The 21,252-nt window shown below is 69.9% G+C and carries 19 protein-coding genes and 1 pseudogene; 8 read left to right on the top strand and 12 right to left on the bottom strand.

Features of this window, described 5'->3' with window-relative positions; translation table 11 throughout:
• Window positions 1–7 precede the first annotated feature (7 nt).
• From CRP55_RS46900 to CRP55_RS46920, 5 genes are read right to left on the bottom strand one after another with little or no spacing between them, the layout of a single operon-like run.
• The gene (locus tag CRP55_RS46900; protein ID WP_245923818.1) at window positions 8–5,455 is read right to left on the bottom strand and encodes an OmpL47-type beta-barrel domain-containing protein; all 5,448 of its coding nucleotides are present in this window, start codon (window positions 5,453–5,455) and stop codon (window positions 8–10) included.
• Window positions 5,456–5,495: 40 nt separating this feature from the next.
• Complete coding sequence (locus tag CRP55_RS46905; RefSeq protein WP_245923820.1) at window positions 5,496–7,436, bottom strand: glycoside hydrolase family 127 protein; 1,941 nt, start codon at window positions 7,434–7,436, stop codon at window positions 5,496–5,498.
• A gap of 7 nt (window positions 7,437–7,443) precedes the next feature.
• Window positions 7,444–8,259 (bottom strand): carbohydrate ABC transporter permease, encoded by an 816-nt coding sequence (locus CRP55_RS46910; protein WP_097328591.1) that lies wholly within the window; start codon window positions 8,257–8,259, stop codon window positions 7,444–7,446.
• Window positions 8,260–8,261: 2 nt separating this feature from the next.
• Entirely contained in the window at window positions 8,262–9,170 is a 909-nt protein-coding gene (locus tag CRP55_RS46915; protein WP_097328592.1) for a carbohydrate ABC transporter permease, read from the bottom strand.
• 50 nt (window positions 9,171–9,220) lie between these two features.
• Window positions 9,221–10,531: an ABC transporter substrate-binding protein gene (locus CRP55_RS46920; protein ID WP_245923822.1), complete on the bottom strand. Its 1,311-nt coding sequence runs from the start codon at window positions 10,529–10,531 to the stop codon at window positions 9,221–9,223.
• 138 nt (window positions 10,532–10,669) lie between these two features.
• Between CRP55_RS46920 and CRP55_RS46925 the strand changes: the two genes are divergently transcribed.
• On the top strand, window positions 10,670–11,710 hold the full coding sequence (locus CRP55_RS46925) for a LacI family DNA-binding transcriptional regulator (RefSeq protein ID WP_097328594.1): 1,041 nt from the start codon (window positions 10,670–10,672) through the stop codon (window positions 11,708–11,710).
• On the opposite strand, the gene CRP55_RS46930 is transcribed toward CRP55_RS46925, so the two are convergent.
• The gene (locus tag CRP55_RS46930) at window positions 11,679–12,338 is read right to left on the bottom strand and encodes a TetR/AcrR family transcriptional regulator C-terminal domain-containing protein (RefSeq protein ID WP_218855066.1); all 660 of its coding nucleotides are present in this window, start codon (window positions 12,336–12,338) and stop codon (window positions 11,679–11,681) included. The genes CRP55_RS46925 and CRP55_RS46930 overlap by 32 nt on opposite strands.
• A gap of 64 nt (window positions 12,339–12,402) precedes the next feature.
• Between CRP55_RS46930 and CRP55_RS46935 the strand changes: the two genes are divergently transcribed.
• Both CRP55_RS46935 and CRP55_RS46940 read left to right on the top strand, forming a co-directional pair.
• Window positions 12,403–12,600 (top strand): hypothetical protein, encoded by a 198-nt coding sequence (locus tag CRP55_RS46935; protein WP_179855657.1) that lies wholly within the window; start codon window positions 12,403–12,405, stop codon window positions 12,598–12,600.
• A complete protein-coding gene (locus CRP55_RS46940) occupies window positions 12,600–13,559 on the top strand; it encodes a quinone oxidoreductase family protein (protein ID WP_097328597.1) in 960 nt (319 codons plus the stop codon). Before CRP55_RS46935 ends, CRP55_RS46940 begins: the two co-directional genes overlap by 1 nt.
• Before the next feature lie 65 nt (window positions 13,560–13,624).
• Here CRP55_RS46940 and CRP55_RS46945 read toward each other — a convergent pair whose 3' ends face one another.
• From CRP55_RS46945 to CRP55_RS56415, 4 genes and pseudogenes are all read right to left on the bottom strand, one after another.
• Window positions 13,625–14,581: a cobalamin B12-binding domain-containing protein gene (locus CRP55_RS46945; protein ID WP_097328598.1), complete on the bottom strand. Its 957-nt coding sequence runs from the start codon at window positions 14,579–14,581 to the stop codon at window positions 13,625–13,627.
• Window positions 14,578–15,813 carry a PP2C family protein-serine/threonine phosphatase gene (locus CRP55_RS55425; protein ID WP_245923829.1) on the bottom strand — a complete coding sequence of 412 codons (1,236 nt, stop codon included), beginning with the start codon at window positions 15,811–15,813 and terminating at the stop codon, window positions 14,578–14,580. The genes CRP55_RS46945 and CRP55_RS55425 overlap by 4 nt, the downstream gene beginning before the upstream one ends.
• Complete coding sequence (locus CRP55_RS55430; protein ID WP_245923831.1) at window positions 15,810–16,067, bottom strand: ATP-binding protein; 258 nt, start codon at window positions 16,065–16,067, stop codon at window positions 15,810–15,812. Before CRP55_RS55430 ends, CRP55_RS55425 begins: the two co-directional genes overlap by 4 nt.
• Before the next feature lie 244 nt (window positions 16,068–16,311).
• A pseudogene (locus CRP55_RS56415) lies at window positions 16,312–16,674 on the bottom strand (STAS domain-containing protein); the annotation flags it as partial.
• A 6-nt stretch (window positions 16,675–16,680) separates the two neighbouring features.
• Between CRP55_RS56415 and CRP55_RS46965 the strand changes: the two are divergent.
• Both CRP55_RS46965 and CRP55_RS46970 read left to right on the top strand, forming a co-directional pair.
• Window positions 16,681–17,241: a copper resistance CopC family protein gene (locus CRP55_RS46965; protein WP_179855658.1), complete on the top strand. Its 561-nt coding sequence runs from the start codon at window positions 16,681–16,683 to the stop codon at window positions 17,239–17,241.
• 134 nt (window positions 17,242–17,375) lie between these two features.
• Window positions 17,376–17,969 (top strand): hypothetical protein, encoded by a 594-nt coding sequence (locus tag CRP55_RS46970; protein WP_143235428.1) that lies wholly within the window; start codon window positions 17,376–17,378, stop codon window positions 17,967–17,969.
• A 21-nt stretch (window positions 17,970–17,990) separates the two neighbouring features.
• On the opposite strand, the gene CRP55_RS55950 is transcribed toward CRP55_RS46970, so the two are convergent.
• Both CRP55_RS55950 and CRP55_RS46975 read right to left on the bottom strand, forming a co-directional pair.
• On the bottom strand, window positions 17,991–18,122 hold the full coding sequence (locus CRP55_RS55950; RefSeq protein ID WP_281260862.1) for an MFS transporter small subunit: 132 nt from the start codon (window positions 18,120–18,122) through the stop codon (window positions 17,991–17,993).
• Window positions 18,119–19,507: an MFS transporter gene (locus CRP55_RS46975; RefSeq protein ID WP_097328653.1), complete on the bottom strand. Its 1,389-nt coding sequence runs from the start codon at window positions 19,505–19,507 to the stop codon at window positions 18,119–18,121. Before CRP55_RS46975 ends, CRP55_RS55950 begins: the two co-directional genes overlap by 4 nt.
• A 205-nt stretch (window positions 19,508–19,712) precedes the next feature.
• Here CRP55_RS46975 and CRP55_RS46980 point away from each other — a divergent pair, with 205 nt between their 5' ends.
• The 3 genes from CRP55_RS46980 to CRP55_RS46990 are packed head-to-tail and all read left to right on the top strand — an operon-like array spanning window position 19,713 to window position 21,249.
• Complete coding sequence (locus CRP55_RS46980; protein ID WP_097328602.1) at window positions 19,713–20,102, top strand: hypothetical protein; 390 nt, start codon at window positions 19,713–19,715, stop codon at window positions 20,100–20,102.
• Complete coding sequence (locus CRP55_RS46985) at window positions 20,096–20,323, top strand: helix-turn-helix transcriptional regulator (protein ID WP_097328603.1); 228 nt, start codon at window positions 20,096–20,098, stop codon at window positions 20,321–20,323. The genes CRP55_RS46980 and CRP55_RS46985 overlap by 7 nt, the downstream gene beginning before the upstream one ends.
• Window positions 20,320–21,249: an NAD(P)-dependent alcohol dehydrogenase gene (locus CRP55_RS46990; RefSeq protein WP_097328604.1), complete on the top strand. Its 930-nt coding sequence runs from the start codon at window positions 20,320–20,322 to the stop codon at window positions 21,247–21,249. Before CRP55_RS46985 ends, CRP55_RS46990 begins: the two co-directional genes overlap by 4 nt.
• Window positions 21,250–21,252: the final 3 nt, after the last annotated feature.

A 21,252-nucleotide genomic window follows, 5' to 3' on the forward strand; every position in this document is an offset into this window, starting at 1 on the left:
ATTCCCTCTAGGAGCAGCTGATGGAGCCGTACGGGGCGGTGACGGTGGCCGTGCCCTCGACCTTCACCGAGGCCGTGCCCGCCGCGATCTGCGTGGCCCGGCTGGTGAAGGACTGGTAGGCGATCTTGCCGGGGGCGAGATCGGTCACGGTCTTCGTTCCGTACGGGGTGACGAGCTCGACGGTCAGCGGCTGGTCATCGTTGTTGCGAGCGGTGACCGACACGTACGCCTTGCCGGCGATGCACTGCGACTTGGCCTCGGCCGCCACCCGGAAGCCGGAAGTGGGAACGTCGTAGACCTCCCACTCCTGGACGCCGGGCGCGCCCTTGCCCTCCTCGGTGCCGCCGGCGGTCAGCAGGGCCCGCAGCTTCGTGGTCGTGACGGCCTTGAAGCCGACCGTGTTCCACGACGTCGCGGAGTTGCCGTAGGCCGTCGGCGACTCGACGTCCTGCCAGGCGCCGGCCGAAGTCCAGTACTGGAGCTTCCAGGCGCTGGGCGGGGCGACGCCGTTGCCGTCGCCGTCGATGTCATCGATGAACCAGATGCGGCTGCGGTCCACCGTCACCGGCGAGGCCCAGTCGAGCTGGATCCACTGCTCGCCGACCTGCGGCCAGGTGTTCCAGACGTCGGTGTTCGGCCCGACCGGCCCGGTCGGGGTGACGCCGTCGACCAGGTTGTCGGGGGTGACCCAGCCCGGCGTGTACGACGCGGAGGCCGTGCCCGATCGGGCCACGTTCACCGGCGCCTGGCCCGCCTCGACCGCGAGGGTCCCCACGGCCGAGGTGTTGCCGGCCTTGTCGACCGACCGGTATTCGACGGTGGTGGCCGACGAGCCGATCGGCACCGCTCCGGTCGCCGTCGTCCAGTCCTGGGTGCCGCTCAGCTTGTACTGGACAGCGCCGATGCCCGACAGCGCGTCGGTTCCGGTGATGGTGACGGTCCGCGCGGCTTTGTCGAACGAGGCCGCGGCGGTGGGTGCGGTGCGGTCGATGCCGGCCACGAGCGAGGTGACCGCCGAGACGTTGCCGGCGTCGTCGGTGGCGCGGGCCTTGACCGTGGTCGAGCCCTCGGTGGTCACCGTGACCGGCCCGGTGTAGTCCTTGAACGCGCCGTCGCCGACCGCGACCTCGATGGCCGGTGACTGGTCCCGGTTGTCGGTCGCGGAGGCGGTCACCTTCACGTCCGTGTTGGTCCAGGCCGCTTCCGGCGCGGCCGTCAGCGTGACCACCGGGGCCGAGGTGTCGACCGGTCCGCCCGTGCCGACGGTGACCGTGGCCGTGGCCGTCTTGTCGGTGCCGGCCACCTGGCCGCTCACCTCGAAGGTGCCCGCCGCTGCGTACTTGGACGGGTCGATCTGGGCCCAGGTGACCCCGATGCCGCTCTGCCGCGAGCCGTCGTTGTAGCCGACCGTGACCGTGGCCGGCAGGACGGGCGCGACACCGACCGCCGTCGTGACCGCCACCGGGTCGATCGTGTTGATCTGCACCGGGGCGCTGCCGCGGACCCACACGTGGGCCGAGGCGGTGAGGGTGGTGCCGGCGACGAAGCCGCTGACCGTGAAGTCACCGATCTCGGCCAGCTTGGCCGGGTCGACAGTGCCCCAGGCCACCGCCACCGGCAGCGTGGCGCCGTCGGCGTACGTCACCTGGACCGTGGCCGGCAGGGCCGGCGGCACACCTGTCTGGGTGCGCACGTCGACCGGCTGGATCGAGCTCGCCGCGGCGGCGAAGACCCGCCACTCGGTGACGCCGACCGCCGAGTACGCGGTACCGGCCGCGTTCGGCAGCGCGTTGAACGTGGCCCGCAACCGGGTCGTGGTGACCGGGTCGAAGCTGACCGCGTTGGTGCGGCCCCGTACGGCCGGGTCGAAGCCGGTCGCCCCGGTGACGTCCTTCCAGGCCGCGCCGTCCCAGTACTGGACCTTCCAGCTCTTCGGGACCGCGACGCCGCTGCCGCCGGTCGTGCTGTCCGACCAGAAGTCGATCGACGCCCGGTTGACCCGGACCGCGGACGCGAAGTCGTACTGCAGCCACCGGGTGGCCGGCTCGTTGCCGGTCCACGTTCCCCAGATGTCGGAGTTCGAGCCGCCGCTGAAGAACGGTGCCTTGTCGTCGTTGATGGCGTTGACGTTGTTCCAGCCGGCGGTGAAGCTGGCCGACGCGGTGGCCGAGGTGGCGATGTTGATCTCGCCCTCGGTCAGCGCGGTCGCGTTGACGACGACGTCCTTCGTGGAGACCGCGGATCCGTTGCGCACGGTCAGCCGAAGCACGTGCCGCCCGGCCTCGGTGAAGCGAGCGATCGTGGTCGGCGAGGTGGCCGGGTCGAAGGCGACCGAGCCGCCGGCCGGCGCGTCCACGACCGACCACGAGGAGGTCAGCGCGGTGCCCGGCGTGCCGTCGTCCTGGGCCAGTCCGAGCAGCCGGACCGAGCCGTCCTGAGAGTACGTCGAGTCCACCCATGCGTCGGCGAGCGGCGCCGCGTTCTGGGCCTCCGGCGCGGCCACGCCGCTGTCGTAGGCCTGAACCTCTTTGATGCCGGTCTTCGAGCCCGCCGCGTGGTGCACGGTGATCCGCAACTTCTGCGCCGTGACGGCCGGGAAGCGCACCTGATTGAGGTTGCCCCGCGGGTAGGCCGGGAATCGGCTCTGACCGGGGATCGAGACCCATCCGGCACCGTTGTCGTACTCGACCGTGAACTGGGCCGGAGGCACGTAACCCTGGACCGTGGCGGTCGTCGACGTCTTGTAGAAGTGCACCCGGACGTCGTCGATCTTGCGCGAGCCTTCCAGATCAACGGTGATGGCGTCGGTCGCGTTGGGCGAGCCGGCGGTGCCCCAGAAGGGCTCGTTGACAGTGGTGCCGTTGACCGCACCGGCCGGAGCGCGCCCCGAGGCCGAGAACGTGGCGGTGGCGGGGTGTCCGGCCGCGACGTTGGTGGCAGTGTTCATGCCGGCCTTGGCCATGATGTCGGTGACCCGGGCGTCGGCGGCGTAGGTGACATCCTGGGGCGCTTTGATCGCGCTCTTCTCAGAAGTGAGAACCTGTACTCCCGGCGCCGCGTCGACCTGGCCGGTGGCCGGGTCGTAGACGAGCTTGCCCAGCTTGTCGGCGGTGAAGGCGAGCTGTCCGTCCAGGTAGACCGAGTAGCCCTCCGGGGTGTCGCCGTAGTACCGCTGGCCGCCCGGCGCGTCCCAGACGACCGTCAGGTCCTTGTCGCGGTACTTGATGTTGTTGGCCGTGAAGTGGTCCCAGCCGATGTCGATCGGGTCCAGCTCGACCTTGGCGTCGGAGCGCGGGCGCAGGCCCATCGCGTCCTCGATCACGGTGAAGTTGGTGGCGCCCAGGATCGTGTGGTGGATCCAGGAGCGGTAGCCGATGCTCTGGTTGGCGGCCGAGCCGTCGGCCCAGAACTCGTTCTGGTCGGGGTACCGGTTGTCGCCGTTGTTCTGGTAGTGCGCCCAGGCGTTCCAGTACAAGAGCTTCTTGTACCACTCGGCGTTGAGGTACTGCGTCGGATAGTTGCGCAGCACCGAGGAGAGCATCCGGAACGTCACCGTCGAGTTGATGACGGAGAAGTTGTTGCTGCCCGGGTCGCCCTGCGCGGCCGCGGCCGCCTTGTCGGCCTGGTTGGCCGTGGTGAACGGGAAGATCGGGTACTGGGCGTCGTCGGCGAACAGCCGCAGCGCCTCGACGTAGGGCTGGTCGTAATCGGGGTCACCCGGCTTGGGCATCAGCCCGACCGAGAACGGGTAGTAGTTGTTGATCTCCTTCCACGGCACCAGCGAGTCACTCGCCACGTGCCGATGTTTCAGCAGATTGCCTTTGAGTCCCATCTCGTCAGGGGTGTCACGGGCGGGCTCCCACAGGTAGTCGAGCACGGCGGTCTTGACGCGGGCGGCGAAGGCGTCCATCTCGGCCGCCTTCTCCGCGTTCCCAGCGGTACGGTAAGCGGCCGCGGCCGCCTTGGCGTTCGAGTACAGATAGGCGTTCTCGGTGCGGTCCATGTTGCCGGGTTTCCAGTCGAACGACACCGCGTCGGCGTCGTTGCCGGTCATCGCGCCCCAGCTGTACTCGATGAGACCGTTGCCGTCGAAGTCGTACGCGTCGAGCAGCCCCTCGACGTCGCTCTCGGCGTACTCGGCGAGGTTCCCGGCGATCGACGCCGGCCCGCCGTGCAGCTGGTACGAGCGCCAGGCCGCCTCCGAGATGTACTCGGTGTAGCTGTTCGACCAGTTGGCCGGGTCGCCCGGGTTGTCGACGTACTTGGAGCTCTTCGCGACCTCGCCGGCCGACACCCACGGGCCGTACGAGAAACTGGGGTCCCGGAAGTACTTCAGGTCGTCGATGAACATGCCGGTGGTCAGCACGATGGCGTTGTTGTAGCCGAGCACGCCCTCCATCGACGTCGGGAACTGGTAGTCGTTGCCCGGGATGTCGGCGTCGAGGAAGTTGTAGCGCATCAGCCACCAGCGGTAGAACAACGTCTTGTCGATGTTGTTCTCGGGGGTGTCCAGATACGGGACGTTCTGGGCCCACCAGCGGTTGTACGCGGTGACGTGCTCCTTGTAGGCGGCGGCCGGAGCGAGGCCGCGGTAGTGCTCGTACTCCGACGCCGAGGCCGGTACCTCCTTGGCGACCAGGCCGAGCTGCACCTTCGTGCGGGCGGATCCGGTGGCGGGAACCGCGAGCGTGCGCTTGAGGGTGCCGTCGACCGGCGCGAAGCCGTCGCCGGAGAACCGCGGGAACAGGTCGGTCAGCTTGTTGAAAGCGCGAACGGCGCCGGTGAGTTCGCCGTTGTCGCTCTCGATGGTGCGGGCGAAGGGCGATCTCGCGGTGAGCGTGACGTCCTTGGCCCCGTTCGTGCTGGTCACGTCGACGTCGGTGACGAGCACGTTCTGGTCGGTGATGTACTTGGTCTGCACGATCCGCAGACCGGCGGCGGTGCTGGTGAACACCGAACGCCAGTAACTGGGCGTCTGCTTGCGCTGCGCGGCGTCCTCGGTGAGGGTGACGTCGGCGCCGTTCACGGACGCGGTGATGGTGTAGCCGCCCTGGCCGCCGGCGATCGACTCGATGTAGGCGAGCTCGCCGCCGAAGCCGAGAACGCCGGGCGTGTGGGTTTTCATGAAGGCGGCGCGGCCCCGGCTGAACAGGTACTGGTTGGCGTCGCCGTTGGAGCCGCCGGGCTGGTTGCCGGCCCGGGCCAGCATCTTGTCGACCCAGAAGTCGTTGTCGGTGGAGTTGCCGGCCCCGGCCGCCACGTCGGCGTCGAAGATGCCCTGGAGCTGGTTGCGGACGTGGTAGCCGGTGCGCTCGTCGGGAACGGGGTTGGCGTCGCCCTTGAAGACGGGAAAGGGCGTGCCGGCGTTGGGCGCCGCCTCGGCGGCGGCTATCGGACTTAAGAAGGTGAGGAGCAATCCAGCGGCTAGTGCCGCCCTCAAGCGTGGTGTCTGCACGGACGGGGACACCTTTCTTCGGGGGGTGTTTCGCAGGCCGTCAGTCGCCGTTGACCGGCAGCCAGACGCGCATGGTGGAGGGGCCGCGACGGGCCCATCGGTGGTACGGGTGCAGCGGCGCCTCGAACGTCGTGGCCTCCCCCGCCGGCGCGGTGGGTGCGCCGTACGGCCATGCGTCGCTGCCCGCGGGGAGCTTGCGGAAGGAGGCGACGACCTCGCCGTCGCGCTCGGACAGGCCGGCGTCGAGGTCGAGGCGCACCTCGTCGACGCTGAGGCCGCCGGGCAGGTCGACCGACTCGACCGCATAGACCTCGGGGCCGCGCTCGACGGCGACGCTGCCGCGCACGGCGTCGATCCGCGGATCGCCGAAGGTGATCCGGGGCCGCACCGGCAGGTCGAGGACGACAACCTCGCCCGCGGTGAAGCGGCGGCGGATCTGCACGGTGCCGGGCTCGACCCGGCGCCGGCCGGCGCCTTCGTCCACAGTGGCGCCCTCGGCCCATCCGGGCACGCGCAGGCTGAGCGTCCACGGGGTTTCGGGGGCGCGCGCGATGCGGATGGCGATGCGGCCGTCGGCCGGGTACTTGGTATCGATCTCCAACGCGACCGTGCGGCCGCCGGGCAGGGACACCTCGAGCGCCGCCGCCGCGTACTGGTGGATCTGAACGCCGTCCTCGTCGGTGGTGGCGAGATAGGCGCCGAGCCCGGCGAAGGTCCGGGCCAGGTTCGTCGGGCAGCAGGACACCGCGAACCAGGGCGCGCGCAGGCTGGACGCGGCCCGCGGGACGATCTGGTCGGGCTGCGGCTCGGTGCCGGGCACCCGCTGGTGCAGCGTGTTGGTGTAGAAGAACCGGGTGCCGTCGTCGGCCGGCGAGGCCGCGACGACGTTGAACAGCGTGCGCTCGATCAGGTCGGCGTAGCGCGGGTCGCCCTCGGCCAGCAGCAGCCGCCAGCTCAGCATGATGGAGCCGACGCTGGCGCAGGTCTCCGAGTACGCCCGGTCGGCCGGCAGCACGTAGTCGTCGCCGTAGGCCTCGTCCTGGTGCCGGGAGCCGACCCCGCCGGTGATGTACGTGCGGCGGGCCACCGCGGTGCGCCACTGCCGGGCCACCGCCTCGAGCAGGTCGGTGTCGCCGGTCTCGACGGCCACGTCGACCGCGCCCGCGCCCAGGTAGTTCGCGCGGACGGCGTGGCCCCGCAGCACGCCGGCCTCGCGGACGGGCAGGTCGTCCTGGAAGTACGCCCGGCCGAACTCGATGTCGTCGAGGACCTGGTGGCCGCGGCGCTCGACGAACAGGCTGGCCTGGTCGAGGTAGCGGCTGTCGCCGGTGACGCGGTAGAGCTCGGCCAGGGCCGGCTCGATCACCGGGTGGCCGCAGACCGACGGGATGCCGTCGGGGCCGAACGTCGCGCAGACGTGGTCGGCCGCCCGGATCGCCACCCGGGCCAGTTCGTCGTTGATCCCGTACGCCCGGGCGGCGGCGACACCGGCCTGGATCAGGTGGCCGTAGCAGTAGAGCTCGTGGCCCCACTCCAGATCGCTGTAGCGCGGCTGCTGCCCCGGACGGCCGAAGTTGGTGTTGAGGTAGCCGTCGTCCTCCTGCGCCGCCGCGACCCGGCGCACGATGGCCCGGTAGCGCGCGTCGAGGTCCTGGTCGCCGGCCCGCCCGTACTCCCAGGCCATGGCCTCCAGAAGCTTGTAGACCTCGCTGTCGGAGAACTCGCGGCCGCGGCGGTCGGCCGGCAGCCGGCCCTCGACGGCGGCGTCGAAGTTGGGCAGCCAGCCCGCTTTCTCCAGCCAGTGCTCGATGTGCGCCAGCGACGCGGCCCGGTTGGTCTCCTGGCGCTGCTGCCAGAAACCGGGGCGCAGGGTGACCTCGCGCAGGCCTAGTGGACGAAGACGGCCGGTGCTGGGGACGGCGGGAGTGCCCCCGCGCTCGGTCCAGTCCGTACGAGTGGGGAGTGCTTCGTTGATGGTCACGTGTTGATCAACCCTTGAGTGCGCCGGACATGAAACCACGGACGTAGTGCCGCTGGAGGGCGAGGAACAGCACGATGCAGGGCAGCGCGAGAACGACCACGCCGGCCTCCGTCGCTCCGTAGTCGACGATGCCCATCACCTGCTGGCGCATGTTGGCCACGGCCAGCGGCAGGGGCAGCTTCTCGGAGTCGCTGATCAGCACCAGCGGGGTGATGAAGTCGTTCCAGGCGGCCAGGAAGGCGAACAGGCCCACGGTGATCAGGCCCGGCTTCACCGCCGGCATCAGGATGTGGGTGAGCGCGCGGAAACTGCCGCAGCCGTCCACCTCGGCCGACTCCTTGAGGTCCTTGGGAATGGCCTCGAACGAGATGCGCATCATGAAGACCGCGAACGGCAGCTGGAACATGGTGAGCACCAGGGCCAGGCCGAACAGCGAGTTCTGCAACCCCAGCTGGTTGAGCAGGACGTAGAGCGGGATCAGCAGGGTCGCGTACGGCACCATGAGGATGGCCAGGGTCACCAGGAACAGCGCGTTGCGGCCGGGGAACCTGAACATCGCGAACGCGTACCCGCCGAAGGTGGCCACGCCCAGCGTGAACAGCACGGTCATGGCCGAGACGAGCGTCGAGTTCAGCAGGTACTGCCCGATGCCGGCCTGATAGTTGGCCAGGGTCTCGTAGTTGGCGAAACCGAAGCCGCTGGTCTGCGCGGTGCCGGGCTGCGGGCTCACCGAGGCGTACGAGGCCCAGACGAGCGGAAAGAGGAAGAGCAGAGCAAGGGCGCCGGTGAGTACGTACTGGGGCATGCGGACGAAGCGCAACATGCTCAGCTCTCCTTGTCTCGGAGGCCGCGGAACTGGAGGGCGTTGAGGACCAGCAGCGCGATGAGGATGAGGATCGACAGCGCGGCCGCCCGGCCCAGGTTGTTCTGTCCCTGGAAGGCCATGTTGTAGACGAGCTGGACGATGGTGATGGTGCTGTTGTCCGGCCCGCCCTTGGTGAGGATGTAGAACTGGTCGAAGGCGAGCAGGGAGCCGGTGACGCACAGGATCGTGCAGAGCGCGATCGACGACTTCAGCAGCGGCAGGGTGACGTACCGGAAGGTGTGCCACCGATTCGCGCCGTCCAGCCGCGCCGCCTCGTACACATCTCCGGAAATGCCTTGCAGGCCGACGAGAAGCAGCAGCATGTAGAAGCCGGCGAACCGCCAGACGATGAGGGCCACAGTGGACCAGAGCGCCTTGCCCGGCGTGCCGAGAAACGACACGGGTCCGAAGAAGTCGAGCGGGCTGCTCTGCGGCGAGTAGAGGGCGTAGAAGAGCAGTGAGGCCGAGGCGAGGCCGAGCGCCGACGGGATCAGGAAGGACGTCCGCAGGAAGCCGGTCCAGCGCGTCGACTCCTGCACGAGCAGCGCCAGCCCGAGGGCCAGGGCCAGCAGGATCACGGTGGTGACGACGGTGTACTTGATGGTGAACCACACCGCCGGCCACAGCAGCCGGTCGTCGAGGACGTCCTGGTAGTTCTCCGGGGCGTTCCAGCCCTGGTCGCCGGCGAACAGGCCCCAGTCGGAGACCGACATCCGGGCGACGATGATGATCGGCACGACGAAGAAGAGCAGGACGAAGACGGCCGTGGGGGTCGCGTAACCCCAACCCGCGATGGCCTTCGAGCGCTTCTTCGTTGCTTTCAGCGGCGCTGCGCTTGCTTCCCGCTGCGCGACGAGAGGTGATGCCACGGGAGGTTCCTCCTTGGGCGGCGCCGGGTTTCCCCGGCGCCGCTGCTGAATCACTGGCCGAGGACCTGCGTGATGGCCTCGTTGTCCTTCTCGAGGCTCTTTCCGTCGCCGTAGACCTGGTTGCGGAAGAGGGTCACCCAGGGGCTGCCGGGCGCGTTGAACGCCTGCTGGAAGTTGACCGCCACCGGCGTCTTGCTCTGCGGCGACGCCGCCACCTTGTTGATCGTCGCGACCCGCGGGTCCTTGGCCGAGTACTGGTTGTCGGCCAGGTCGGTGCGCGACGGCGAGGTGTTGTTGGCGGCCAGGACGTCGACCTGACCCTGCTCGGACATCATCCAGGACAGGAAGTTCCAGGCCTGCTGCGCCTTCTTGGAGTCCTTGGAGACGCCGATGCCGTCGCCGCCGACGAAGGTCGAGCCGTCACCGGCCGACGCGCCCGGGATCGCGGTGACGCCGACGTCCACGGTCTTGGCCGCGGTCGGCAGCAGCGTCGCCGGGTACGGCATGACGCCGATCTTGTTCTCCTGGAAGGCGGCGACCCAGGTCGCGCCGGTCTCGTCCTTGGAGCCGGGCGCGATGGCGCCGGCCTTCTGCAGCTCGCTCCAGGTGCTGTAGACCTTCTGCGCCTCGGGGCTGTTGAGCAGCGACTTCTTGCCCTCGGCGTCCATCACCTCGGCGCCGCTGGCCCACACCATCGGGAACCAGGTGAACACGCCGCAGCCGCCGCAGTTGCCGCCGAAGTAGGTGCCGTTGACGCCCGGCTTGTTCAGCTTCTGGACGGCGAGCGCCTGCTCCTTGAACTCGTCGAGGGTCGTCGGGCCCTTCTCGGGGTCGAGCCCGGCCTCCTTGTAGAGCTTCTTGTTCCAGAAGATGACGGACAGGTCGAGCACGAACGGCAGCACGAACTTCTTGCCCTCGAACGTGCCGGCCTGAATGTGCCCCTGGTTGATCTTGTCGGCGTACGGCAGCTTGCCGATGTTGCTCGTCAGATCGGCGAACAGGCCGGCCTTCGTCCAGTTGGGCACGTAGACGATGTCGGCCGCGAACAGGTCCGGCAGGTCGCCGCTGCCGGCCGCCGCACCGACCTTCGCCACATAGTCGTCGTTCGGGACGATGGTGAGTTTCACCTGGTTCTTGTGGCTTTTGTTGTACGCGTCCACGAGCGCCTTGGCCTGAAGCTCGAGCGGGGCGCGGGTCCAGAGGGTCAGCTCGGAGCCGTCGTCGACGCCCTCCGCGGTCACCTCGGCCAGGGCCGCGGTGGGGTTCCCCTTGTCGCCGTCGCCACCACAGGCGGCTACCGCGGGCGTCATCAGCCCCGCGAGGGCGGCGACAACGACAGCTTTCAATATGGTCCGTCGCACGGAAGCACCTCCATGTTTTCGGTGAGTTTTCGGTCATGCCCGTTATGGGGTAGCCTTCAGCGCAGCGACCAGGGGTTTTGGGGACCGAAAACGTTTTCAGGAACGTAATACGGAGGAAATTTCTTGTCAAGAGCTTCGATGGGTGTCCCGTCCGGATCGGACGGAGACCAGCCGCCCACGCGCACGGTCACGCTGCGCGACGTCGCCCAGCTGGCCGGCGTGTCCATCGCGACCGCGTCGAAAGCCCTCAACGGACAGCCCCAGGTGCGTGCCACCACGAGGGAGAAGGTGGTCCGGGCGGCCGAGCAGCTGTCGTTCTCCCCGAACACGCTGGCCCAGGGCTTGATCACGCAGCGCAGCGGAACCGTGGGCCTGCTGACCTCCGACCTGGAGGGCCGCTTCTCGATCCCCATCCTGATGGGAGCCGAAGATGCCTTCGGATCTGACCAAACGTCGGTCTTCCTTTGCGACGCCCGTGGGGATAACGTGCGCGAGCGCCACCACCTGCGCGCCTTGCTGTCACGCCGGGTGGACGGCCTGATCGTGGTGGGCGCGCGCCCCGACGCCCGCCCGTCATTGGGCGACCTGCCGGTGCCGGTGATCTACGCCTACTCCCCCTCCGACGACCCGAACGACCTGTCCCTGGTCACCGACAACGTGGGCGGTGGCAGCATGGCCGTCGACCACCTGATCCGCCACGGCCGCCGCCGCATAGCCCACATCACGGGCGACGCGACATACGGCGCGGCGCGCGACCGGGCCGCCGGGGCGCTCGACCGCCTCCGTCAGGAAGGACTGGCCCTGGCGGGAGATCAGGTCTGGTACGGGGCGTGGTCCGAGGCCTGGGGCCGGGGCGCGACTCGCATGCTGCTGCAGAGAGACCCGACGGTCGACGCCATCTTCGCCGGCTCCGACGAGATCGCCCGGGGCGTCCTCGACGTCCTGCACCAGGAGGACCTGGACGTGCCCGGCCGGGTCGCCGTCATCGGCTTCGACAACTGGAACATCCTGGCCGCCAACGCCCGCCCGCCACTGTCCACCATCGACATGAACCTGGAGCAGCTGGGCCGCTTGGCCGCCCAGCGCTTGTTCGCCGCCATAGACGGCAACGTCGGCTCCGGCACCGAGACCATCCCGCCCCGCCTGATCACCCGGGAGTCGACCGCTCCCCTGGACTGAGCCCGGCTCCGGCTTTGACCGCGGCGCCCTCGATGACCACCTCGAGGCAGTCGCGGAACAGGTCGTCCACGGTGCGGCCGGGCTGGAAGTATTCGGTGACAGCGGCCATCACGGTCGGGTGCTGCGCGGTGAAGGTGGTCATGTCGAAGCCCTTCAGGGCCTCCGGGTCCGGGCGGGGTGCCTGCTCCTCGAGGACGTGACCGACCGTGAAGCGCTCGACGGTCAGGACGATCACGCGCGCCTGCCGCAGCGCGACGCCGCGCGTCACCAGGGTGCTCATGGCCAGTTCGGAGATCGCCGCCATCTTGAGGGAGAGCTGCGAGGCGGAGACGACCCGGGCGCCGTCCGGGTGGGCGAGCAGCGCTCGGCGCAGCCTCTCGGCCAAGCCACTGAGCCAGTCGCGCCAATGCTGATCCGGCTCGGGCGCTGACATCTCGCCGAACTCCTGCTCGAGGATCGCGTCGGCCACCGCGGTGACCAGCGCCGCCTTGTTGGGCACGTGCCAGTAGAGGGTCGGCGATCGCACACCGAGCCGGGCGGCGAGTTTGCGTGTCGTCACGCCGTCGAGACCTTCGGCGTCCAGCAGGGCGACGGCCTCGGCGACGATCTGCTGTCGGTCCAGCGTCAATTCGGAACCTCCCGCCGTCACTCTATCAGTGCTAGAGTCCGCCCTATCACTGATAGAGAGGAGCATGGCGATGGGCTCGTTGGGCAAGCTGCTGCACCGGACGACACACCGCGTTCCCGGAGTTCCCGCGCATGCCGAGCGGCCGGCCGGGCATCAGGGCACCGGCTTCCGGCCGTCGCTGAACAGCAGGCGGAACCACACGTCCGCCCGGCCTCCCCGGTACGTGGTGGCCGTCGCGGCCTTCTTCGGCCGGGAGCTTTGATGAAAGCGGCGGTGCTGCACGAGATCGGCGGCACGCCTCGCTACGAGGACTTCCCCGATCCGGTGGCCGGCGACGACGAGGTGGTCATCGACGTCAAGGCGGTCGCGGTCGAGAACGTCGACAAGCGCATCGCGGACGGCACGCACTATGCGAGCGGTCAGTACACCGCACAGTTGCCGGCGGTTCCCGGCTTCGACGGCGTCGGCGCGCTGCCGGACGGCACGCTCGTCGGGTTCGGCAACCCACGCCGGCCCTACGGCGCGCTCGCCGAGAAGACGGTGGTGCCCGAGGGCGCCTACGTGCCGGTCGCCGAGGGCCTGGATCCCGCGATCGCGACCGTGCTGGGCACGGCGATCACCGGCATGGCCGTCAGAACCGCCGCCGGCTTCGTGCCGGGCCAGACGGTGCTGGTGCAGGGCGCCACCGGGGTCGCCGGGCGACTCGCGGTGCAGGTGGTGCGGCTGCTCGGCGCCGGGCGGATCGTCGCGACCGGCCGCGACGACGGCCAACTGCGTGAGGTTCGCGCCCTCGGCGCCGACGAGGTGATCAACACGGCCGTGCCGGACGAGGCGCTGACGCGGGCGTACCTCGATGCCAAGGGCGATGGTTACGACGTGGTGCTGGACTACCTGTGGGGCCGGCCCACCGAGGTCCTGCTGCGATCGCTGGTTCCGAAGTCGTTCGCGTTCCCCACACCGACCCGGCTGATCCAGATCGGCGAGTCCGCCGGCGCCGCGATCGCTCTGACCGCGGACAGCCTGCGCACCTCCGGCGTGGAGATCTGCGGTGCGGCCAAAGGACTCAGCCCGCAGACCATGCAGGAGGCGTACGGCCAGGTAGTGACGTGGGCGCGATCCGGCGAGCTGACCTTCGACGTGGTGAGGGTCCCGCTCAGCGACATCGAGACGGCCTGGCAACGCACCGACCTGCGGGGCAGCAGACTCGTCGTCGTGCCGTAGCTATAGACGGGATTGGAGCGCCGCCCGGCCCGCGGCCAGCACTCGGGCGGTGCGGGTGCGTTCGTTCAGCGTTTCCTGCAAGTGCTCCAGGACCAGGTCGGAGCTTGCCGGGGGCACGTGCCGGGCGGCCAGCAGGGGGCCAGCCACTGAAGAAAACGGGTGAACAAGGTGTCGTCGTCGACGTAGACGGCGGCCGCCAGGAAAGCCGCGATGTGTCCCAGGTCCTCGACCGTGGCCTCGCGCTGCCGGGTCGTGTAGGCGCTCATCGGGCGGAACCGCTGGTCCAGGACGGCCAAGGCGCTCGCGACCAACGCCGGTGTCTCCTTGACCAGCCGGCTGTACTCGTCGTCGGCCAGGTGGTCCAAGCCGGCCCGCGCCGGGTGACGCGGTGGCCAGTCCTCGAGCACGGCGGCGGCCTCGACGGCGTCGGCGGCCCACGCGTCGGCGCCGAGGCGGCGCGCCCAGCGTGCCGAGTCGCCGAAACCCCGGCCGCCGCACAGGATCGGCACGCCCGCCAGCCGGGCCGCCTGCACCGAGCGGCGGGCCGACGGCAGCCGGACCGGCAACGAGATGCTGAGCAGCACCGCCGCCGGCTCCTCCTGTTGCAGGTACGACGTCAGGTGTGCGGGCGGGACGCTGGCGCCCAGAAAGGTGATGGCGAAGCCGCGCAGGCGCAGAGTCTCGGCGAGCAGCCTCGACGGCAGGGTGTGCCACTCGCCGTCCGCGCAGACGACCACCAGCTTCTCCGGCCGCCACGGCGGCCGGTCCGATCCGGCGCAGGCGACCGCGGCCGCCCGCTCGTTGATGTAGCTCGCCACATGTTCGCCGGCCACCGACAAGTGATTGGCCGCCCACAGTTCCCCGATGTCCGCCTGGACCGGCGCGATCAACCGCAGCAAAATGTCCTCCGGGCTCGAACCGGTCTCGACGAGACGGCGGACGAGCCGGAGCGCGGCCTGCTCGTCGGCGCTCAGGAGATGGCCCAGCAGGGCCGGGCACTCGGGATGGGTCGCCGCGGTCATCGTTCGTCTCCTCCGCGAGGTGGATCGGCCCGCACGACGAGGACCGCGATGTCGTCGTGCTCGGCCCCGTTCAGCCAGTCGGCGACCCGTTGCTCGATCCGCTCGGCCAGCACGGCGGCCGGCGCGCCCGCGTACTCGGCCAGCAACCCGGCCAGCCGGACCTGGCCGAACATCGGCCCCTCCGGTCCGCCGGCCTCGGTCACGCCGTCGGTGTAGAGGACGCAGGTCTCGCCCGGTGCCAGCCAGACGACCGTCTCGGTGAAGTGGCCCGGCAGGTCGGCGCCGAGCATCATGCCGCCGATCCGCACCGGCTCCACCCTTCCGCCCTGCCGCACCACCAAAGGCGGAAGATGGCCGCCGGCGGCCAGGCGCAGGAGGGCGCCGCCGTCGGGCGCCGCCCGCATCGAGCCGACGACCGCGGTGGTGAACTGGGTCGCCCCGCTGCCGGCGTCGAAGGAGGCGTCGTTGAGCACGGAGAGGATGTCGAGGGGCTGCTCGGTGAGCCGCCGCAGGATCCGCAGGGACTGCCGAAGCCGGCCGCCCGCCACCGCCGCGTCGACACCCTTGCCGCAGACGTCGCCGACGATGCACAGGGCGCCGCCGCCGGCCAGCGGCTCGACGTGCACGATGTCGCCGCTCATGTGCATGGCCTCGCGGGCCGGCCGGTACGCGGACGCCAGTTCCAGGCCGGCCACGGACGGCAGCGGGGCCGGCCGCACGGCCGCGCGCAGGGCGTCGGCGACCCGCACCTGATCGCGGTGGAGAAGGGCGGCTGTCACGGCGCGGCCGACCGGCTCGGCGTACCGGCCGGCCAGGGCGAGTTCAGCCTCGTCGAAGACCGGGCGGTCCGGGTCGCGCAGCAGCACCAGCACACCCGGGCAGAGGTGATCGCTGGGGAGCCGGACGATCGCACCGTGCCCGTCATGGTCCGTACCGCCGGGCAGGGCCCACCGTCCGGAGCCGACCGTCCGCGCCCACGCGCCGTCCTCGCCGGCGAGCGCGGCCCTGATCCAGCCCGGCAGTTTGCCACGCGGCACCTCACCCGAGCGGGCGCTGGTCCACCACTGCGCCTGGCCCGGCCCCGGGCAGAGGATCAGGGCCGCGGCCCCGGCCAGCGCGGGAACGGCGAGGCGGACGGCGGACTGGGCGTTGCGGTGCAGGTTGAGCGACTGCCCGAGCACCCGATACGCGGCCAGGAGAAAGTCCGGAGGGCAGACGAGTACGGGATTCACGGCGACGGCATCACGTACGTCAGCAGAACCGTCGTGCCGCCGGGCCCGGTGGTGATCTCGACACGCTCGCAGACCTGCCGGGCCAGCCACAGGCCGGCGGAGCCGATCCGCCCGGGCCTCGGGCGAGGGCTCTGCGTCCGGTGCCGTCGCGGGATTCCGGGGCCCCGATCGGCGATCCGGATCATCAACCGGTCGTCCCGGCGCTCGACGGTGATGACTCCCCGCCCGCCGCCGTGGAACACCGCGTTGGCCATGATCTCGGTCGCGGCGAGCAGCAGCTTGTACCGGTCGAACCCGGTCAGGCCGCAACTCGTGGCACGTCAGGAGCCGGTCCCGGATCGCCCGGATGCTCTGCCGGTCGAACGGCTCGTCGAGGATGGGAACGGCGGCGCCGGACGGCACGCCGGTCTCCGCCTCGCCGGGGCCATCGGGCGGTTCCACGCCGAAGAACCGGGCCAGCCCGGCGATCTCGAGGTGCCGGAAGACCTCCTGGCGCGCCCCTCGCACGTGGAACTCGGCGCGGGACCGGGTGGCCAGCCGGCGCAGAAGGATCAGCAGCGCGATCCCGGACGAGTCCAGCGCCGTGACCTCGGCCAGGTCGACATCGACCCGGGTGCTGTGCTCGGCCTTGATGGCCCGCTCCGCCTGCGCCAGCACCTCGTCGTGCCGGACCATGACGACCGCTCCGGCCAGCACGACACGCACCGTGCCGCCCCGAACGACGTCGATCCGCGCCGGACCGTCCATGCCGGTTGCCTCCTCCCAGCGCTCCTGTGACCCACGGTCGCGCCGCAACAGGCCCCGGCGAGGGACAAAAAGTGCGACGACGGGGTGGCGCGAGCGGGCAAGATCGACGATCATCCGTCGGTGCTTCGGAGAACCGCTTCCCTTCTTGCCGCCGTCGTGCTTCTGATCGCGGGGCCGGGCGCCTCACCGGCGCGGGCCGACATCGCCGTCCTCCAAACCGTGCCGGTCGCCGGGTCGACGCTCACGGCGCCGATCACCGAGGTGCGGCTCAGCTTCACCCGGGCCGTGCACGCGAACTACAGCAGCGTCGAGGTGACCGGCCCGGACGGGGCCGACTACGCCTCGGGCGACCTCGACGTCTTCATGGACCTCAACATCGTGCAGCCGGTGCGGCATCTGGCGCCCGGCACCTACCGGGTGTCGTGGAGCGCGGGCGTCGCCGCGCCCGGCGAGGCGCAGGGACAATTCGACTTCACGGTGCCGGAGGCGGCGCTGATGGCCGTCGACGACAAGCCCGCCGCGGTCGCCTACGACAACCCGAACAGCGGGCCGGGCGTCTGGTTGGTGCTCGGTGGGCTGGCCGGCCTGGTCGTCGTGCTGTGGGTGGTGCTGATCGTCCGCCGGTCCAAGCGCGAGCTGGCGCCACCGCCCTACCGCGGCGACCGCGGGATGGACTTCTGACATGCGCGGCGATGAGGTTCCCAGCACGGCGCTGATGGAAAGCGTGCTGGCCCGGGCCGCTCGAGTGCTGATCGGCTGGCCCGCCTGCTGGCCGTCGTGGACGGCGGAACCGGAGATCGTTGCCTGTGCCGGGGGTGGCCGACGATCGTCGTCTCGGGAACTGCGACGCGGAATTGGCCGACGGCCCGGGGCTGACCGAGTGGCTGGCCGGACGGGGATTGACCGGGTCGCATGAGGCCCAGCAGAGCTTGGCGCGACAGGACGCCGAGGAGGAGGCACGCCGCGTCCAGTGGGTGGCGGCCGCACCGCCACCACTCACCGAGGCCGCCGAAAGGGCGTCGCGCCGCGAGGACGACGCGGAGGAAGCGCTCGCCGGTCTGGTGGCCCGGCAATACCCCGATCCGGTTCAGCGCATTCGGACGCTGGTGGGCTGGGCCGGCGTCCCGCCACGGCACAGCACCTCGATGGGTGGCACGCCGTGGTACGAACTGGCACCGCGGCGCCTCCTGCTGACTGAACCGAAGGAGACGATCTTCGAAGCGCTGACGTCGGCCCCGTTGAGCGCGAGCCAGCTCGACGGTGCCGCGGAACTGTTCACCTGCCTCGAATGGAAGGGCGCCGGCATTCCCGAGTCGCTGAGGGCGGCGCTGGTCGAGTATGTGACGGCGACCGGGACCGATCCGATGACGTTTCGGATGGACCAGGGATATGGGACGGCCGCGCCCTAGCTGGGCGCGGCCGTCGGGGTGTTACTCGAAGAGCTTGGCGGCGGTGATCAGGGTCTGGATGATGCCGTAGCCCAGCAGGACCGTCACCAGGAGCCAGGACAGGACCAGGCGGACGGTGCTGGTCGTGGTGGTGGGGGTGTCCTCGGTGGTCATGCGGCGGCCTCCTTCGCGGCGGGGGTCGTGGGCTCGTGGTAGGCCGACGGGACCGGGCGGATCAGCAGGTTGGCTACGAAGCCGACGGCCAGGACGCCGACCATCGTGAGCAACGCCGGCTGGTAGGCCGACGACGTCAAGGTGCCGGGCTTGCCCTGCTGGTCCAGGAAGCCGTTGACGATCAGCGGACCGGCCACGCCGGCGGCGGACCATGCCGTCAGGAGGCGGCCGTGGATGGCGCCCACCTGGTACGTGCCGAAGAGGTCACGCAAATACGCGGGCACTGTGGCGAAGCCACCGCCGTAGAAGGAGATGATCAGACCGGCCATGAGGACGAACAAGGCCGTCGCCACGTCGCCGACCAGGGCCAGCAGCAGGTAGAGAGCCATGCCCACGCCCAGGTACACCATGTAGATGGGCTTGCGGCCGATCAGGTCGGAGGTCGACGACCAGGCGAAGCGGCCGGCCATGTTGAACAGGGACAGTACGCCCACGAAACCGCCGGCCGCGGCCACGCTGACGGTGGAGACGCCGTCGGAGCGGAAGAAGTCCTGGATCATCGGGCTGGCCTGCTCCAGGATGCCGATCCCGGCCGTCACGTTGCAGAACAGAACGACCCACAAGAGCCAGAACGCTTTTGTCCGGATGGCGTTCGCGGCCGAGACATTCGCGGTCGTGACCAGTCGCTTCTCCCGGACCGAGGACGGATCCCAGCCGGCCGGCCGCCAGCCCTCGGCGGGAACGCGGATGTTGGCCACGCCGAACATCATGATCAGGAAGTAGCCGATGCCGAGGGTCAGGAACAGGAGCACCAGAGCGTGACCCGACGCCACTGAGGTGGCCACGTTCGGGTCGTAGTCCGAGTCGTACAGGGAAAGCAGTTGTCTTGAAGCGGGACTGGCGATCAGAGCGCCACCACCGAAGCCCATGATGGCCAGGCCGGTGGCGAGGCCGGGACGGTCCGGGAACCACTTGATCAGCGTGGAGACCGGGGAGATGTAGCCGATGCCGAGGCCGATGCCGCCGAGGACGCCGTAGCCGGCGTAGACCAGCCACAGCTGCTCGGTGGCGATGCCGAGGGCGCTGACCAGGAAGCCGGACGCCCAGAAGCAGGCGGAGACGAACATGGCCTTGCGGGGGCCGTTCGCCTCGACCCAGGTGCCGCCGACGGCCGCGGACAGGCCCAGCATGACGATGGCGATGCTGAAGATGATGCCGATAGCGGTCTGGCTGGCGTCGAAGTGCGCGATGAACGAGTTTTTGTAGACGCTGGTCGCATAGACCTGGCCGATGCACAGATGCACGGAGAGCGCGGCCGGCGGGATCAACCACCGGCTGTACCCGGCCGGCGCCACGGTGTGCTGGCGGTCGAGCGCGGTGAGCAGGGACAACGGTACCGCCTCCAACCCTTGGGGGATGGCATCGATCCTCACCTCAATCGTTTGCGGCGGCAACTCGGGACGAGATCAAATCTCGTTGATACGGTCGCGCCCCGTGTCCGCCCTGATCGCCGAGTGCAGCTGAGAGGACGCTGAGGGAGGCGTGTCAAAGATCTTTGACTTGGTGTCGTGGATCTTTTACATTCGATGCATGCCTCTCGAGGAGAAACGGGCCTGGAGCCTCGCTGTGACGAGCGTTCTGGGCTATGTGATCTATCTGCTGCTGCTCGCGGCCGACGTCGGCTACGTGAAGGCCGCTCTGTGGACCGTTGGCGGGGGCATCGTTGCCAACATCGTCATCGGGATGTTCTTCGGCAAGGACCGGCAGACCGATCAGCGTGACCGGGAGATCGGGCGTTTCGGCGACCACATCGGACAGTCGCTGGTCGTGGCCGGGGCGGTGGCGGCGATGCTGCTCGCGTTCGCCGAGGTGCGGCATTTCTGGATCGCCAACGTCATCTACCTGTCGTTCGTCCTGTCGGCCGTGCTCGGGTCGACCGCCCGGATCTTCGCCTACCGCCGCGGGTTCCACCCGTGGTGAAACCGACCCGCATCACCAACGCGATCCGGTCTCTGCGCTTCAGCCACGGCGAGATGACGCAAGCTCAGCTCGCCGACCGGATCGGTGTCACCCGGCAGACCGTCATCGCCATCGAGCAGGGGCGCTACTCGCCCTCCCTGGAAGTGGCCTTTCAGATCGCCCGCGTGTTCGGCGTGGGCCTCGACGACGTGTTCCAGTACCCGGAAGGTGAGCAGACATGAAAGCGGTTGTCCAGGACACGTACGGAAACGCCGATGTGCTCCGCCTGGAGGAGGTCGCCAAGCCGGAGCCCGGGCCCAAGCAGGTGCTGGTCGAGGTCCGCGCGGCCGGTGTCGACCGTGGCGCCTGGCATGCCATGACCGGCCTGCCGCTGGTGGCACGGCTCGGTTTCGGGCTCGGCAAGCCGCGCCACCGCACGATCGGCATGGATCTGGCCGGCCGGGTCGCCGCGGTCGGCGCCGAGGTCACCGAATTCAAGGTCGGCGACGAGGTGTACGGGTCGGGAAGCTCCGCCTGGGCCGAATACGCCAAAGCCAAGCCCGCCAAGCTTTTCCGCAAACCGGCCCACCTGAGCTTCGAACAGGCCGCCTGCATGCCCACCTCGGGGGCCACCGCACGCCTCGTACTGGCCAAGGGCCGGGGTGAGGTCCTGGTCCTCGGCGCCGGCGGCGGGGTCGGCGCGTTCACGGTGATGCTGGCCAAGTTGCGCGGTGACCGGGTCACCGCCGCCACCAGCCCCGGCAAGATCGAGGCGGTCGAACGGTTCGGGGCCGACACCGTCATCGACTACACCACGACGCCGTTGGCAGGCCGCTACGACCTGATCGTCGAGTGTGGTGGCAACCGCCCGCTGGGTGAGCTGCGCAAGCTGCTCAAGCCGCGCGGCGTCCTGGCCATCGCCGGCGGCGAGGACGGCGGCCGTTTCCTCGGCGGCCTGGAGCGCAGCCTTCAGCTCCTCGCCGTCTCCCCCTTCACCAAGCAGACGCTGCGCGCCCCCCTCGCGCTGACCCGGCGGGCCGACCTCGAAGCCCTCACCGCGCTCACCGACCCGCCCCTGGAACGTTCCTACCCGCTCGGCGAGGCGCCCACGGCGATGCGGCGGCTGGCCGAGGGGCGGGTGACGGGCAAACTCGTCCTGACGACATGATCG

It is taken from the genome of Paractinoplanes atraurantiacus (assembly GCF_900215205.1).
Lineage (GTDB): Bacteria > Actinomycetota > Actinomycetes > Mycobacteriales > Micromonosporaceae > Actinoplanes > Actinoplanes atraurantiacus.